This window comes from Luteimonas sp. MJ250, assembly GCF_039548455.1.
Classification (GTDB): Bacteria; Pseudomonadota; Gammaproteobacteria; order Xanthomonadales; family Xanthomonadaceae; genus Luteimonas.
The window spans coordinates 32,507-47,541 of record NZ_JBCLVB010000015.1 but is presented as its reverse complement, the minus strand read 5'-3'; the positions used below and the strand labels follow the sequence as shown (position 1 = coordinate 47,541).

Annotated in this window: 14 protein-coding genes; 10 read left to right on the top strand and 4 right to left on the bottom strand. The window is 69.3% G+C overall.

The window, feature by feature from the left end; all coding sequences use genetic code 11:
• Window positions 1–77 precede the first annotated feature (77 nt).
• Entirely contained in the window at window positions 78–1,541 is a 1,464-nt protein-coding gene (locus tag WCE37_RS12820) for a S41 family peptidase (RefSeq protein WP_343279705.1), read from the top strand.
• On the opposite strand, the gene WCE37_RS12815 is transcribed toward WCE37_RS12820, so the two are convergent.
• Entirely contained in the window at window positions 1,535–2,227 is a 693-nt protein-coding gene (locus tag WCE37_RS12815) for a rhomboid family intramembrane serine protease (RefSeq protein WP_343254681.1), read from the bottom strand. The genes WCE37_RS12820 and WCE37_RS12815 overlap by 7 nt on opposite strands.
• A 137-nt stretch (window positions 2,228–2,364) precedes the next feature.
• Between WCE37_RS12815 and WCE37_RS12810 the strand changes: the two genes are divergently transcribed.
• Window positions 2,365–3,705, top strand: coding sequence for a porin (locus tag WCE37_RS12810; protein WP_343254612.1), 1,341 nt, complete (start codon window positions 2,365–2,367; stop codon window positions 3,703–3,705).
• Between the two features lie 79 nt (window positions 3,706–3,784).
• Here WCE37_RS12810 and WCE37_RS12805 read toward each other — a convergent pair whose 3' ends face one another.
• Together WCE37_RS12805 and putA are read right to left on the bottom strand one after the other, a co-directional pair.
• Window positions 3,785–4,294: a hypothetical protein gene (locus WCE37_RS12805; RefSeq protein WP_343279704.1), complete on the bottom strand. Its 510-nt coding sequence runs from the start codon at window positions 4,292–4,294 to the stop codon at window positions 3,785–3,787.
• Window positions 4,295–4,446: 152 nt separating this feature from the next.
• The gene (putA, locus tag WCE37_RS12800) at window positions 4,447–7,602 is read right to left on the bottom strand and encodes a bifunctional proline dehydrogenase/L-glutamate gamma-semialdehyde dehydrogenase PutA (protein ID WP_343279703.1); all 3,156 of its coding nucleotides are present in this window, start codon (window positions 7,600–7,602) and stop codon (window positions 4,447–4,449) included.
• A gap of 254 nt (window positions 7,603–7,856) precedes the next feature.
• Between putA and coxB the strand changes: the two genes are divergently transcribed.
• From coxB to WCE37_RS12775, 5 genes are read left to right on the top strand one after another with little or no spacing between them, the layout of a single operon-like run.
• Complete coding sequence (gene coxB, locus WCE37_RS12795; protein WP_343279702.1) at window positions 7,857–8,828, top strand: cytochrome c oxidase subunit II; 972 nt, start codon at window positions 7,857–7,859, stop codon at window positions 8,826–8,828.
• A 23-nt stretch (window positions 8,829–8,851) separates the two neighbouring features.
• Window positions 8,852–10,525 carry a cytochrome c oxidase subunit I gene (gene ctaD / locus WCE37_RS12790; protein WP_343279701.1) on the top strand — a complete coding sequence of 558 codons (1,674 nt, stop codon included), beginning with the start codon at window positions 8,852–8,854 and terminating at the stop codon, window positions 10,523–10,525.
• Entirely contained in the window at window positions 10,509–10,649 is a 141-nt protein-coding gene (locus WCE37_RS12785; RefSeq protein ID WP_343277038.1) for a hypothetical protein, read from the top strand. The genes ctaD and WCE37_RS12785 overlap by 17 nt, the downstream gene beginning before the upstream one ends.
• Before the next feature lie 35 nt (window positions 10,650–10,684).
• Window positions 10,685–11,245, top strand: coding sequence for a cytochrome c oxidase assembly protein (locus WCE37_RS12780; protein ID WP_343254680.1), 561 nt, complete (start codon window positions 10,685–10,687; stop codon window positions 11,243–11,245).
• A 22-nt stretch (window positions 11,246–11,267) separates the two neighbouring features.
• Window positions 11,268–12,152, top strand: coding sequence for a cytochrome c oxidase subunit 3 (locus tag WCE37_RS12775; protein ID WP_343279700.1), 885 nt, complete (start codon window positions 11,268–11,270; stop codon window positions 12,150–12,152).
• A 118-nt stretch (window positions 12,153–12,270) separates the two neighbouring features.
• Here the strand turns inward: WCE37_RS12775 and WCE37_RS12770 are convergent, their stop codons facing one another.
• The gene (locus tag WCE37_RS12770) at window positions 12,271–12,489 is read right to left on the bottom strand and encodes a twin transmembrane helix small protein (protein ID WP_343254606.1); all 219 of its coding nucleotides are present in this window, start codon (window positions 12,487–12,489) and stop codon (window positions 12,271–12,273) included.
• A 60-nt stretch (window positions 12,490–12,549) separates the two neighbouring features.
• Between WCE37_RS12770 and WCE37_RS12765 the strand changes: the two genes are divergently transcribed.
• Genes WCE37_RS12765 through WCE37_RS12755 form a run of 3 tightly spaced genes read left to right on the top strand, consistent with a single transcriptional unit; the run spans window position 12,550 to window position 15,034 of the window.
• Window positions 12,550–13,269 carry an SURF1 family protein gene (locus WCE37_RS12765; RefSeq protein ID WP_343279699.1) on the top strand — a complete coding sequence of 240 codons (720 nt, stop codon included), beginning with the start codon at window positions 12,550–12,552 and terminating at the stop codon, window positions 13,267–13,269.
• Window positions 13,266–13,856: a hypothetical protein gene (locus tag WCE37_RS12760; protein ID WP_343279698.1), complete on the top strand. Its 591-nt coding sequence runs from the start codon at window positions 13,266–13,268 to the stop codon at window positions 13,854–13,856. Before WCE37_RS12765 ends, WCE37_RS12760 begins: the two co-directional genes overlap by 4 nt.
• On the top strand, window positions 13,856–15,034 hold the full coding sequence (locus tag WCE37_RS12755; RefSeq protein ID WP_343279697.1) for a COX15/CtaA family protein: 1,179 nt from the start codon (window positions 13,856–13,858) through the stop codon (window positions 15,032–15,034). The genes WCE37_RS12760 and WCE37_RS12755 overlap by 1 nt, the downstream gene beginning before the upstream one ends.
• Window position 15,035 lies beyond the last annotated feature (1 nt).

The window sequence follows — 15,035 nt, the reverse complement described above, 5'->3', positions numbered from 1 at the left end:
CCCCGTGCCGGCGGCATAATCGACTGAACCCGCGCGCGGATGCGCGGTCCAAATCCCGTTCCCTCCCGGAGTTCCGCATGCGCGCCAGCCTGTTGACGCTCGCCCTCGCCAGCCTGTTGGCGCTGCCCGCCATCGCCCAGGACGCGCCCGCCGTGCCCGCTGCGCCGCCGGTCGCGCCTGAGGCCGCGCCGCAAAAGCAGGCCGTCCCGCCACCGCAGGATGCAGACACCGACACCGACACCGATGCCGACACCGACACAGACACCGATGCCGATGCCGACACCGATGCGGACACCGATGCCGATGCCGATGCCGACATCGCCGCTGCGGCGCCCTCCGTCGACGGCGATCCCGCCAGCGCGATTCCGCTGGAAGAGATCAGCCGCTTCGTGCTGGTGTTCAACGCCGTGCGCGCCGGCTACGTCGACGAAGTCGAGGACCGCGAGCTGATGCAGGCGGCGATCCGCGGCCTGCTGCTCGACCTCGACCCGCACAGCGCCTATCTCCAGCGCAGCGACGCCGAAGCCTTCGAGGAAGGCACCACCGGCGCCTACGAGGGCATCGGCGTGGAGGTCATGCAGCTGCCCGACGGCCGCATGCGCGTGATCTCGCCGATGGACGGCAGTCCGGCACAGCGCGCGGGCATCCGCTCCGGCGACGTGATCGTGGCCGTGGATGGCGAAGAGCTGACGCCCGCCAGCCACGAGGGAAGCGGACCGCTGCGCGGACCCCCGGGCACCGAAGTCGGCGTCACCATCGTCCGCGAGGGCGAGGCCGCGCCGCTGGAGCTGCGCGTCGCGCGCGCGGTCATCCGCACGCCCAGCGTGCGCGGCAGCATGCGCGAGCCCGGCTTCGGCTATATCCGCATCGCCGGCTTCCAGGCCGATACCGCCAGCGACTTCGCCGATACCCTGGACGGACTCCAGGCCAGCGCCGGCGTCGACGGCCTGCGGGGGCTGCTGGTCGACCTGCGCAGCAACCCCGGTGGCCTGTTGACCTCGGCGGTGCAGATTGCCGACGACCTGCTGGAGAGCGGCGGCATCGTCAGCACCCGCGGCCGCATCCAGGTGGGCGACACCGCCTTCAGCGCGACCCCCGGCGAGCGCATGCGCGGGCGTCCGGTGGTGGTGCTCGTCGACGCCGGTTCGGCAAGCGCCTCCGAGGTGCTGGCCGGCGCGCTGCGCGACAACGACCGCGCCTGCATCGTCGGCAGCCGCAGCTTCGGCAAGGGTTCGGTGCAGACGGTAATGCCGCTGGACAACGGCGATGCGGTCAAGCTGACCACGGCGCGCTACTTCACGCCCGACGGCACCTCCATCCAGGCCCGCGGCATCGAGCCCGACCTGGTGCTCGACGTCAAGGGCGCAGCGGTTGCCGGCTTCGGCGAAATCACGCTGCCCGGGCACCTGGTCGCCGACGGCGAGGAGGGCAGCCGCGCCGGCCAGGTGCTCGACGGCGACGAGCCGGTGCAGCAGGCGATGGCCGCGCTGCGCCGCCTGGCCGATGGCGGCGAGTGCGTGCCGCCGCCGCTGGCTCAGTAACCCTTCTGCCGGCGCAGGCGGCGCGCGATGGCGCGCCGCGAGAAGAGCGCGAAGACAACGCCGAACGCGAAGCCCGCGACGTGCGCCGACCAGGCCACGGCGCCGAACGCCGGGCCGATGTAGGCGAACACCACCTGCAGCAGCGCCCAGATCCCGATCAGCAGCGGTGCCGGCGCGCGCACGAACTCGAGGAACAGCCCCAGCGGCAGCACCACGCCCAGGTGTGCGCGCGGAAACAGCGCGAGATACGTGCCGATCAGCGCCGACACCGCGCCGCTGGCCCCGATCACCAGGCGGTCGGGCGTGTCGATCACCAGCACGGTCGCGAGGTTGGCTGCCGCGCCGCCAACCAGGAACAGGGCCAGCAGTCGCCAGGGCCCCATCACCCGCTCCGCGGGCAGTCCGAAGATCAGCAGGAACACCAGGTTGCCGAGCAGGTGGGCCCAGTCGGCGTGCACGAACAGCGCGGTCAGCAGCCGCAGGCCGCGCTCGCCATCGGCCCAGGACACCAGCAGGTCGCCCGGCCCCAGCGCGCCGGTAAGCGCGCCCCAGCGCACCATCAGCGCCTGCTCCACGGCTTCCGGGCGGGTGCTGGCCCACAGGTAGACGACCCACAGTGCCGCACACAGCAGGGGGGTTGCCCAGCGCATTGCGGGGCGGGAACGCGTCGGGATCGAGACGAACATGCGTTGCAGGCCGGGCAGGGACAATTCACAAAGATAACCGGCGGCAGGCGTGACGCGGGACACCTGTGCAGGACCATCCGCCACGGTATAGTGCGCGCCACACCACTATCCGCAAGCATTCTGTCAGGAGTTTTTCAATGCGTATCTCCCCCACTCTGCAGGCTTCGGCCCTCGCGCTCGGCATCCTCGGCGCACTGGCCCTGGCCCCCGTCCACGCGTCCGGCTTCCAGCTCAAGGAAAACAGCGTCAAGGGCCTCGGCGCCGCGTTCGCCGGCTCCGGCGTCAATGAAGGCGACGCCTCGGTCGTGGTCAACAACCCGGCCACGATGACCCGCTTCGAGGGCACCACGGTCCAGGCCGATCTTTCGGTCATCGACCTGAGCTACCGCTTCGAAGGCAGCGGCACCGACGCGCTCGGCCGCCCGCTCAACGGCGGCGACGGCGGCGAAGCCGGCGATGTCATCCCGATTCCCGCGTTCTCGGTGATCCACAAGCTCGACAACGGCCTGGCGCTGGGCGCCATGGTCAGCGCGCCGTTCGGCCTGAAGACCGAGTACGACCCCGACTGGCAGGGCCGCTACTTCGCCGACACCTCCGACATGCAGATCGTGAACCTGACCCTGTCGGCGGCGCTGGACCTCAACGACCACCTGTCGGTCGGCGTGGGCGCGGTGTACTCCAAGGCCGACGTGACCCTGTCCAAGGCCGTCGACTTCGGCACCCTGCTGTTCTCCAACCCGGCCACCCGCCCGCTGCCGTTCGCACTGCCGCAGGCCCGCGACGGCCACGCCGAGATCGAAGGCGACGACACCGGCTTCGGCTGGCTGGTCGGCTTCAACCTGCGCCCGACCGATCGCCTGGCCATCGGCGTCAGCTACCAGTCCGAGATCGATTACGAGCTGCGCGGCACCGCCGAATGGACCGTGCCCGGCGACGTGCGCGCGGTGTTCAACAGCAACCCGATGACCGCTCAGCTGTTCAACAACGGCAGCGCCGGTGCCCAGCTGACCACGCCGTCGACCTTCGCGGTCGTCGCCCGCTATGACTTCACCGACCGCTTCGCGATGATGGCCAACTGGACCGAAACCGGCTGGTCGTCGCTGCGCGAAGTGCGCGTCGAGTTCGACAACGCCGACCCGGACTCGGTCGAGCCCTTCGGCTGGGAGGACACCGCGTTCATGTCGTTGGGCGCGGAATACAAGCTCAACGACGCCTGGACCCTGCGCGGTGGCGTCGCGTATGACGAAACCCCGACCAGCATCGAGCACCGCACCCCGCGCCTGCCCGACGACGATCGCCGCTGGTACTCGATCGGTGCCACCTGGAACGTCAGCGATGCGATGGACGTGAGCTTCGCCTTCACCCACCTGAAGCCGAAGGATCCCAAGGTCGACTTCGCGTCCGGTGGCAGCACCATCAGCGGTCCCTACGAGGGCGACGCCAACCTGTTCGGCGTGTCGGCGCAGTACCGCTTCTGACGGCAGGCGGGTTTCCGCCGACGCAGGCAAAAGAAAAGCCCCGCGAAAGCGGGGCTTTTTGCGTAAAGAAACCCGCTAGTCAGTTGCCGATCTCGATCAGCTGGTTGATGTACACCGTGCGCAGTCCAACGCCCGGCGCGAGCGTGCAGCTGACGTTGAACGTGGTTTGGCTCGATGAGCCATTTGTCGGGAAATCGGTGGGTTCCCAGTAAATGGCGCCGGTGTCATTGGCCGCGATGGTGACCGACCGCGGTGAATATTCGGTGCTCCAGTCGGAGGCACCCATCACGCCGGTGCAACCTATGGTGACGCCCGCATCGGAATCGTTCTTGAAAAAGACGCCATGCCCTCCACTCGAAGCCTCCGCGAACTGCAGGCTGGTTGGCGAACAGGTCACGAACGCGGTTGCGGTGCCTTCGTTCTGGATGGCCAGGGGGCGCTTGCGGATCTGACCTTCGAAGTTGGGAAGGGCGGCCTGGCAGACACCGCTGCCGTTGGCTTGCATCCAATGGTTCTGAGTGGCGGCGCCAACAGGAAGGGCCGCCGCGATGGCGCCGGTGAGAAAAACGGTAGCTAGTGCGGTTCGCATGATTAATCGGGCTCCGGTTGTGGGCGGGTGCTGGCGCTAGGCCAGTCCATCCAGAACGATGAAAGCAGCACGGGCCGGACAAAAACGAGAGAGGGTCCCCGCACGGCAGCGGGGTCGATGACGGACCGCGGCTCCGCGCATGCCCGCCGGTTTCAGTCGCCCAGCGTCAGCAGCGATGCGTTGCCGCCGGCCGCCGTGGTGTTGATGGTGACGACTTTCTCGGTAGTGAAGCGCGGCAGGTAGTGCGGGCCGCCGGCCTTGGGGCCGGTGCCGGACAGCCGCTGTCCGCCGAAGGGCTGCACGCCGACCACCGCGCCGACCTGGTTGCGGTTGACGTAGACGTTGCCGACGCGTGCGCGCGCGGCGATCAGCTCGACGGTGTCGTCGATGCGCGAGTGGATGCCCAGCGTCAGGCCATAGCCGGTGGTATTGATGGCATCGATCACCTGGTCGAGCTGGTCGGCCTTCCAGCGGATCACGTGCAGCGCCGGGCCGAAGTTTTCGCGTTCCAGCTGGGAGAGTGACTTCAGCTCCCAGGCACGCGGGGCGAAGAAAGTGCCGTGCGCGGTGTCGTCGCCCATCGCGGCGATCGCGATCAGGCGCGCCTCGTCCTGCATGCGCGCGGCGTGGCGGTCGAGCATGCCCAGCGCGTCGGCGTCGATCACCGGGCCGACGTCGGTCGACAGCTCGCCGGGGTCGCCGACCTTGAGCTCGGCCATGGCGCCGGCGAGCATGGTGATGACCTTGTCGGCGATGTCGTCCTGCACGAACAGCACGCGCGCGGCCGAGCAGCGCTGGCCGGCGGAGGTGAAGGCCGAGGCCATCACGTCCTTGATCAGCTGCTCGGGCAGGGCCGAGGAATCGGCGATCAGGGCGTTCTGGCCGCCGGTTTCGGCGATCAGGGTCCCGATTGCGCCGTCGCGCGCGGCCAGCGCGCGGTTGATCGCAAGCGCGGTGCCGTTGGAGCCGGTGAACACCACGCCGGCGATGCGCGGGTCGCCGGTCAGTGCAGCGCCCACGCTTGCGCCATCGCCGGGCACGAACTGCAGCACGGCCTCCGGCACGCCGGCCTCGTGCAGCAGCTTCACCGCCTCGAAGCCGACCAGGCTGGTCTGCTCCGCGGGCTTGGCCAGCACGCTGTTGCCGGTGACCAGGGCGGCGGCGACCTGGCCGATGAAGATCGCCAGCGGGAAGTTCCACGGCGAGATGCAGGCGAATACGCCGCGCCCGGCCAGCTGCAGGGTGTTGGTCTCGCCGGTCGGGCCGGGCAGGGTTTCCGGTGTGGACAGGCTGCGCGCCTGGGCGGCGTAATAGCGCAGGAAGTCGACCGCCTCGCGCACTTCGGCAACGCCGTCGGGAATGGTCTTGCCGGCCTCCAGCGTGCACAGCGCCATGAAGCGCGGCATCCGCTGCTCCAGCAGGTCGGCTGCGTGTTCGAGCAGCGCGGCGCGGCTGGCCACCGGCGTCGCGTCCCAGCCCGGCTGCGCGGCGACCGCGTTGGCCATCGCGCGCTCCACGGTGGCGGCGTCGGTGGTCTGCCAGCGGCCGACGGCGCGGCGGCGGTCGGCGGGGCTGGTGACGTCGATCCAGTCGCCGGCGCCGGTGGCGCCCGGGACCAGCGGCGTGGCCTGCCAGTTGCCGGGTTCGGCGGCCATCGCCGCGGCCAGGCTGCGCAGGTCGTCGTCGTTGGCGAGGTTGATGCCCATGGAATTGGTCCTGTCGGTGCCCTGGCTGCGAAGCATGTCGGCCGGAAGCGGAATGCGCGGGTGCGGGATGCTGTCGAACGCGGCCACGATGTCGACCGGATCGCGGACCAGGTCGTCGATCGGCACCCCGGTGTCGGTGATGCGGTTGACGAAGCTGGAGTTGGCGCCGTTCTCGAGCAGGCGCCGCACCAGGTAGGGCAGCAGCTCTTCGTGGCTGCCCACCGGCGCGTACACGCGGCAGGGCACGCCCAGGCGGTCGGCCGGGATCACCTCGTCGTAAAGGTCGTCGCCCATGCCGTGCAGCTTCTGGAATTCGAACGGCCGCCCGGCGGCCAGCCGGTGCACCGCGGCGATGGTCTGCGCGTTGTGGGTGGCGAACATCGGGTACACGGCGTCGCCGGCGTCGAGCAGCCGGCGGGCATTGGCCAGGTAGCTGACGTCGGTATTGGGCTTGCGCGTGAATACGGGATAGCCGGGGAAGCCTTCGACCTGGGCGCGCTTGACCTCGGCGTCCCAGTAGGCGCCCTTGACCAGGCGCACGGGGATCCGGCGCCCGCCGCGACGGGCGAGGCCCGCGATCCAGTCGATCACGAAAGGCGCGCGCTTCTGGTAAGCCTGCACAACGATGCCGAAGCCGGTCCAGCCCTCGAGCGACGGATCGAGCCAGGCGGCCTCGATCACGTCCAGCGACAGCTCCAGGCGGTCGGCTTCCTCGGCATCGACGGTCAGGCCGATGCCGTGCTGCTTCGCACGCTGCGCGAGGTCCAGCAGGCGCGGCGCGAGCTCGGCAAGCACGCGCGCGTGCTTGGCGTGTTCATAGCGGGGATGCAGGGCCGACAGCTTGACCGAGATCGAGGGCGCGACGGTGGCGTCGGCGGGGTGGCCGGCGTCGCGGCCGATGGCATCGATCGCGGCCCGGTAGGCCTCGAGGTAGCGGTCGGCGTCGTGCTGCGTCAGCGCGGCCTCGCCGAGCATGTCGAATGAATAGCGATAGTGCGCGTTGCGGCCCTTCCGGGCACGCGCCAGCGCCTCGCCGATGGTCCGCCCCATCACGAACTGGTGGCCCATGATCTTCATCGCCTGGCGCACGGCCAGCCGGATCACCGGCTCGCCGGCGCGGCCGACCAGGCGCTTGAAGGCGCCGTGCACGTCGCGCTTGGTGCCGTCGGCCAGGTCGACCAGGTGGCCGGTGAGCATCAGGCCCCAAGTGGACGCATTGACCAGCACCGACTCCGACTGGCCCATGTGCCGCTTCCAGTCGGCCTCGCCGAGCTTGTCGCGGATCAGGCGGTCGGTGGTCTCGCCATCCGGGATGCGCAGCAGGGCCTCGGCCACGCACATCAGCAGCACGCCCTCCTCGCTGCCGAGGTCGTACTGGCGCATGAAGGACTCGACCACGCCCTGGTCGGGCGCGCGCAGGCGCACCCGGCGGACCAGGTCCGCGGCGGTGGCGGCGATCGCGGCCGCGTCTGCGGGCGGCTGGCGGGCATCCTCAAGCAGCGCGCGCACCCGCGTCGCCTCGTCCGCCAGCCAGTGGCGGGTGATGTTCGCGCGCAGCGGATCGGACGGCGGGAGCGTGGCGACCGGGAGGAAATCGTTCACTGGGATCATGCACGGGGAGGGAGCCTCCAATTCTAGCTGTCGGGGCGGGCCAGAAGCGCACCCGCAGGGCAGCTGCGGAGCCACCGCGCTTGCCGGTCAGGCGGCGCGGCGGCTAACATCACGACGATCAGGCGCCACCCACCGGGGTGTGGCCGGTCCACTTGCCGGAGCGTCATGCCGGCCGGGGGCCTTCCGAACAACCGTTCCAACAGGCGGCCAGCCGGCTGCCACCGACGACATTTGGGGTTGCACGCATGAGGCAGGCGCGATTCTTGCGGTGGATTCTGGCGGCCGTCGCCGCGGCACCGGCAGCGGCATTGGCACAGTCGGCCGATCCGACCCGCTGGCAGCTGAACATGGGGCGCGGGGTCACCTCCTCGTCGCAGAACGCCTATGACGCACACATGCTGGTGCTGTGGATCTGCGTGGCGATTGGCGTGGTCGTGTTCGGTGCGATGGCCTACGCGATGTTCGCCTTCCGCAAGTCCAAGGGTGCGGTGGCCGCCAAGTGGAGCCACAACCTCAAGGCCGAAGTGGTCTGGACCGTGATCCCGGTGATCCTGCTGGTGATCATGGCCTGGCCGGCCACCGCCAAGCTGATCGCGATGTACGACACCCGCGAGTCGGCGATGACCGTCAAGGTCACCGGCTACCAGTGGATGTGGAAGTACGACTACCTCGGCGAGGACGTCTCCATCACCAGTCGCCTCGGCCGCGAGAGCGACCGCATCCGCCAGAGCGGCGAGCGCCCCGACCTGGTCGCCAATCCCTACTACCTGCTCGACGTCGACAACGAGCTGGTGCTGCCGGTGGACACCAAGATCCGCTTCGTGATCACCGCCGACGACGTCATCCACTCCTGGTGGGTGCCGGCGCTGGGCTGGAAGCAGGACGCGGTCCCGGGCATCGTCAACGAGCATTGGACCGAGATCCGCGAGCCCGGCGTGTACCGCGGCCAGTGCGCCGAGCTGTGCGGCAAGGACCACGGCTTCATGCCGATCGTGGTGCGCGCGGTCCCGAAGGACGAGTACGCAAGCTGGCTCGCGTCGATGAAGCAGTCCGGCGCCGGCGTGCCAAGCGAGCCCTCGGCGGTGCCGCAGGGCGGTGACGGCAATGCCCCGAGTTCGGTCGACCCAGACATGGTCGACGACGTGATGCAGGGCGAGGAGCCCACCGCCCCGCAGGCGCCCGCCGCCGCCCCCGCCGACGCTTCCAGCGCCGGCTGACCGAATACGAAAGGCCGACACCCATGTCCACGCATACCGCCGCCGCTGCTGCTCCGCACGAACACGATCACGACGATCACGCCCACAAGCAGGGTTTCGTCCAGCGCTGGTTCTTCTCCACGAACCACAAGGACATCGGCACGCTGTACCTGCTCTTCAGCTTCATGATGTTCATCATCGGGGCGGCGATGAGCGTGATCATCCGCCTGGAGCTGGCGGTGCCGGGGCTGCAGCACGTCGACCCGCACTTCTTCAACCAGATGACGTCGATGCACGCGCTGGTGATGATCTTCGGCGGCGTGATGCCGGCCTTCGTCGGCCTGGCCAACTGGTTGATCCCGCTGCAGATCGGCGCGCCCGACATGGCGCTGCCGCGCATGAACAACTGGTCCTTCTGGATCCTGCCGTTCGCCTTCACGATGCTGCTGCTGACCCTGTTCCTGCCGGGTGGCGCGCCGGCCGGCGGCTGGACCATGTATCCGCCGCTGTCGCTGCAGGGCGGCTCCAGCATGGCCTTCGCGATCTTCGCCATCCACATGATGGGCATCAGCTCGATCATGGGCGCGATCAACGTCATCGCCACCGTGCTCAACATGCGCGCGCCCGGCGTCGACCTGCTGAAGATGCCGATCTTCCCGTGGACCTGGCTGATCACCGCGTTCCTGCTGATCGCGGTGATGCCGGTGCTGGCGGGCGCGGTGACGATGCTGCTGACCGACAAGTTCTTCGGCACCAGCTTCTTCAACGCCGCCGGCGGCGGCGACCCGGTGATGTACCAGCACATCTTCTGGTTCTTCGGGCACCCCGAGGTCTACATCATGATCCTGCCGGCCTTCGGCGTGGTCTCGGAGATCATCCCGACCTTCAGCCGCAAGCCGCTGTTCGGCTACCAGGCGATGGTCTACGCCACCGCGGCGATCGCCTTCCTGTCGTTCATCGTGTGGGCGCACCACATGTTCACGGCGGGCATGCCGTTGGGCGGCGAGATCTACTTCATGTACGCGACCATGCTGATCTCGGTGCCCACGGGCGTGAAGATCTTCAACTGGGTCAGCACCATGTGGAAGGGCTCGCTGACCTTCGAGACGCCGATGCTGTTCTCGATCGCCTTCGTGATCCTGTTCTCGATCGGCGGCTTCTCGGGCCTGATGCTCGCGATCGTCCCGGCCGACTTCCAGTACCACGACACCTACTTCGTGGTCGCGCACTTCCACTACGTGCTGGTCACCGGCTCGGTGCTGGCGCTGATCGGCGCGGTGTACTACTGGTGGCCGAAGTGGACCGGCCGCATGTACAACGAAACCTGGGGCAAGTTCCAGTTCTGGTGGACGATGGTCTTCGTCAACCTGCTGTTCTTCCCCCAGCACTTCCTGGGCCTGGCCGGCATGCCGCGCCGCATCCCCGACTACAACGTGGTCTTCGCCGACTGGAACCTGATCAGCTCGATCGGTGCGTTCGGCATGTTCGTCACGCCGTTCATGATGTTCGGCATCCTGTTCCATTCGCTGAAGAAGGGTGCCGTGGCCCCTGCGCGTCCGTGGGAAGGCGCGCGTGGCCTGGAGTGGACCGTGCCGTCGCCGGCGCCGCACCACACCTTCACCACGCCGCCGGTGATCCGCCCGGGTGACCTTGCCCACGGCGACCTGGATCCGGAAGGCCATGAAGTCGAACCTGTCAACGATGCCAGCCGCGCCTGACCAGCACGATCCCGATCGCGTTGCCGCCCAGCGGCGGCGCGCGCTGCGCCTGGCGCTCGTGCTTGGTGCCGTCGCGCTGGCGATCTACATCGCGTTCATCCTTTCGGGAGTCCTGGCGTCATGACCGACAAGCGCTCCAACACCGCCGGCATCGGCAAGATGGTGCTGGCTGCGGGCGTGGCGTTCGCGTTCACCTTCTCGCTGGTGCCGCTGTACCGGATCGCCTGCGAAAAGGTCTTCGGCATCCGCCTCGACAACACCGCGGTTGATGCCGGCACGGCGGCCGCCGCCGGTGCCGCAGCCGAAGCGCGCATGGTCACGGTGGAATTCGACGGCGGCGTGAACTCCTCGCTGCCGTGGTCGTTCCGCCCCAACCAGGCGCGCATGCAGGTGCAGGTCGGGCAGCAGTACGAAACCACCTATTACGCGCACAACGACGCCGGGCGCGCGATCGTGGGCACGGCCACGCCGTCGGTGGCGCCGGCGCGCGCGTCGGGCTATTTCGCCAAGACCGAGTGCTTCTGCTTCACCGCGCAGACCCTCGCCGCGGGCGAGACGCGCGACATGCCGGTGCGCTTCATCATCGATCCCTCGCTGCCCGCCGACGTCAAGACCATCACCCTGTCCTACACTTTCTACAAGAACGACGTCCTGACCGAGCGCGAACAGGCCACCGCCGCCGCCGCGGCAGCGACCACCGTGCCGCACGCGGCACCCTGACCCAGCAACAACGGATACCGACATGGCACAGGCCCAAGCCGACCACCAAGACCCGAACGTCTATTTCGTCCCGCACGACAGCAAGTGGCCGCTGTTCGCGTCGGTGGCGCTGTTCGTCCTCTTCTTCGGGCTCGCGAGCTGGTTCAACGAGGTCTCCTGGGGCAAGACGATGTTCTTCGTCGGCGCCGCGGGCCTGATCCTGATCCTGTTCAAGTGGTTTGCCGACGTGATCCTGGAGTCGGTCTCCGGCTACCACAACCGCCAGGTCGACGGCTCGTTCCGCATGGGGATGGTGTGGTTCATCTTCTCCGAGGTGATGTTCTTCGCCGCGTTCTTCGGCGCGCTGTTCTATGCGCGCGCGCTGTCGCTGCCGTGGCTTGGCGGCGCCGGTGACGGCGTGATGACCAATGCCCTGCTGTGGGAGGGTTACAGCGCGGCCTGGCCGTCGGCCGGCCCGGGCGCGATCGGCGGCACCTTCCAGACCATTCCGGCCTGGGGCCTGCCGCTGCTGAACACCCTGATCCTGCTGACCTCGGGCGTGACCCTGACCATCGCCCACCACGCGCTGAAGGCCGACAACCGCCGCCAGCTGCTGGTTTGGCTGGGACTGACGGTGCTGCTGGGCTGCACCTTCCTGTTCTTCCAGGTCGAGGAATACATCCACGCTTACCGCGACCTCAACCTGACCATGGGTTCGGGCATCTACGGCTCGACCTTCTTCATGCTCACCGGCTTCCACGGCGCGCACGTGACGCTCGGCACGATCATGCTCGCGATTATCTGGTTCCGCTGCCTCAAGGGCCATTTCACGAAGGACAACCACTTCGCCTTCGAGGCCGTGGCCTGGTACTGGCACTTCGTGGACGTGGTCTGGCTGGCGCTGTTCCTGTTCGTCTACGTGGTCTGATAGGCGCGCCCGCCAGGGCGGCCGTCATGGAATGACGAAGGCCGGCGATTGCCGGCCTTCGTGTCTGCGTTGCCGGACCGGATCGACGCCGCGGGACGGCGCCTCCGGCCGGATGCGCTCAGCCCTGGATGCCGTGCGGCGTGATCCAGCCCATCCAGATCGACAGGAGCACGATCAGGATCAGCGCCACGGACAGCGCGATGCGCTTGGTGAGCGCATTCACGGTGCGCTTGGTGGTGCCCTTGTCGACCAGCATGTAGTACAGGCCGGCGCCAAGGTTCCATACGATCAGGATCAGGAATCCGATGATGAGCAGGGTTTTCAGCGAATCACTCATGCGTGGCCTCCAGCGGGCCGGTGCGATCCCCGCAGTATCTCACCTCGGGTGGGCGACGCGATGAGCCGCAGCGCGAGCCTGTCCGTCGGCTGGGCACTGGCGCTGCTGGCCATCGCCGGCTTCTGTGCGCTGGGGCAGTGGCAGCTCGGCCGCCAGCACCAGAAGCAGGCGATGCTGGACGAAGTGGCGGCGACCGTGGCCGCGCGCGCGCCGCTGGCGCTGTCGGCGGCGGCCGACCCCGCGCGCGCGCGTGGATACGACTGGGTCGCCGGACCGGGCCACTTCGCCGAGGTGCCCGCGGTACTGCTCGACAACCAGCAGCGCGGCGGCCGCGCCGGCGTGCGCGCCTACCGCGTGTTCGTGCCGGACGCGGGCAGCGATCCGCTGCTGGTGGAGCTGGGCTGGCTGCCGCTGCCCGGTGACCGCACGCTGCCGCAGGTGCCGCGCCCGGTCGGTGGCCAGGCGCTGGCCGGACTGCTGGCGCCACCGCCCTCGCACGGCATCGGGCCCGCCGGCTTCGCCGCGCAGGCCGATGGCACCCTGCTCGCGATCGGGCTGGACCCGGCCGCGCTTGCGGCGCCCCTGCACCAGGCCGCGCTTGCGCCGCGGGTGCTGAAGCTCGATCCCGCGATCGAACTCGGCTACGCCCGCGACCTCGACGTGCTGCCCAACACCTTGCCGCCCGAACGCCACCTCGGCTATGCCGTGCAGTGGTTCGCGCTTGCCATCGCGGTGTTCGCCACCGCCCTGGTCCTCACTTTCCGCAGGCCCCGCACATGACCGACCCCACGACCCGACCGCCGGTGAACCCGCGCCAGCGCAACCGCAACCGCACGCTGCTGCTGCTGATCGTGGCGGTGTTTTTCGGCAGTGCGCTGGTGGCCGGCGCGCTGCGCTTCTCCGGCTGGCGCCCGGCGGGCATGAAGAACCACGGCGAGCTGCTGCAGCCGCCCGGCGACCTGCGCGAGGTGGTGCCGCGGCTGGTCGACGGCGGCGAATACCTCTGGAATCCCGTCGAACGCACCTGGCGGATCGTGGTTGCGCCGCCCGCGGACTGCACGACAGCCTGCGTGGCCCTGTCCCGGGACCTGGACAAGGTCTGGCGCCTGTTCGGCCACAACGCCGACCATGTGCACATCCTCTGGGTCGGCGCGCCGCCCGAGGGCGCGCTCCAGAACCGCGTCTGGCACGTGATCGAGCCGGCACCCGCGTTCAACGCCGAGCTTCCCGGACTTGATGCAGGCGGCGCGCAGGGCGTGCCGGTGTATGTTGTCGACCCCCACGGCTTCGTCATCCTGCGCTACGCGCCGGGCTTCGATCCCGGCCACCTGCGCACCGACCTGGCGCGACTGCTCAAGCTGAAGTGATGACCAACGGCCACGCCACGCATTACGGATCCCGCCACATCCACCGCCACTTCCACCGGATCGCCTGGCTGGCGGTGGCGCTGGCGCTGGGAGTGATCGTGTTCGGGGCCTTCGTGCGCCTGTCGCACGCCGGCCTGAGCTGTCCCGACTGGCCGACCTGCTACGGCCGCGCCACCTGGCCGCAGGCGGCGGAGCACGTCGCCGACCACGCCGCCAGCAGCATCCGCGAGTTCGAGGACCACAAGGCCTGGCGCGAGCAGGTGCACCGCCACGCTGCCGCGATCCTGGGGCTGCTGGTCCTGGCGATGGCGCTGCTGGCCGCGCGCCGGCGCCCGCGCGGCATCACCCAGGTGCTGGCCGCCGCGGGCGTGGTGGCGGTGGCGATCCCGGTGTACATGTCGGGCGCGCACGTGGCAGCCGCGGTGCTGGCGGTGGCGGGTGAAGCCATCCTGCTCGCGGCCGCGCTGCGCTGGCGCGGCGGCGACCTCGCGCGCGAAGCCGCGCTGACGCTGGCGGTGATCATCTTCCAGGCCCTGCTAGGCATGTGGACGGTGACTTGGCTGCTGAAACCGCTGGTGGTGATGGGCCACCTGCTGGGCGGGCTGCTGACCTTCTCATTGCTTGCGTGGATGGCCTGGCGTGCCGTCGACCGGCCGATCGTGCTGGCCTATGCCGGCCGGCTGCGCTGCCTGCTGTGGGGCGCGCTGGCGGTGCTGGGCGTGCAGGTCGCGCTCGGCGGCTGGGTCAGCGCCAACTACGCCGCGCTGTCCTGCGGCGCCGGCGGCTGGTCGGTCGCGAACTTCCCGCAGTGCGGCGGCATGTGGCTCCCGCCCACCGATTTCAGCGAAGGCTTCGTGCTCTGGCGCGGCATCGGCGTGGACTACGAGGGCGGCGTGCTGGATGGCGCCGCGCGGATCGCCATCCATGTCGCGCACCGTCTGGGCGCGGTGGTGGCCGCGGCGGTGCTGCTGTGGGCCGCGGTGCGCATGCTGCGCACGCCGGGGCTGCGCGGCTGGGGCACGGTGCTCGCGCTCTTGACCGTGGCCCAGGTCACGCTCGGCGTCCTCAACGTCAAGCTGTCGCTGCCGCTGCCGGTGGCGGTGATGCACAACGGCGGCGCTGCCCTGCTGGTGTTCGTGCTGGTCTCGCTGCTGGCGCGCTTGCGCGGGGTGGACTGAC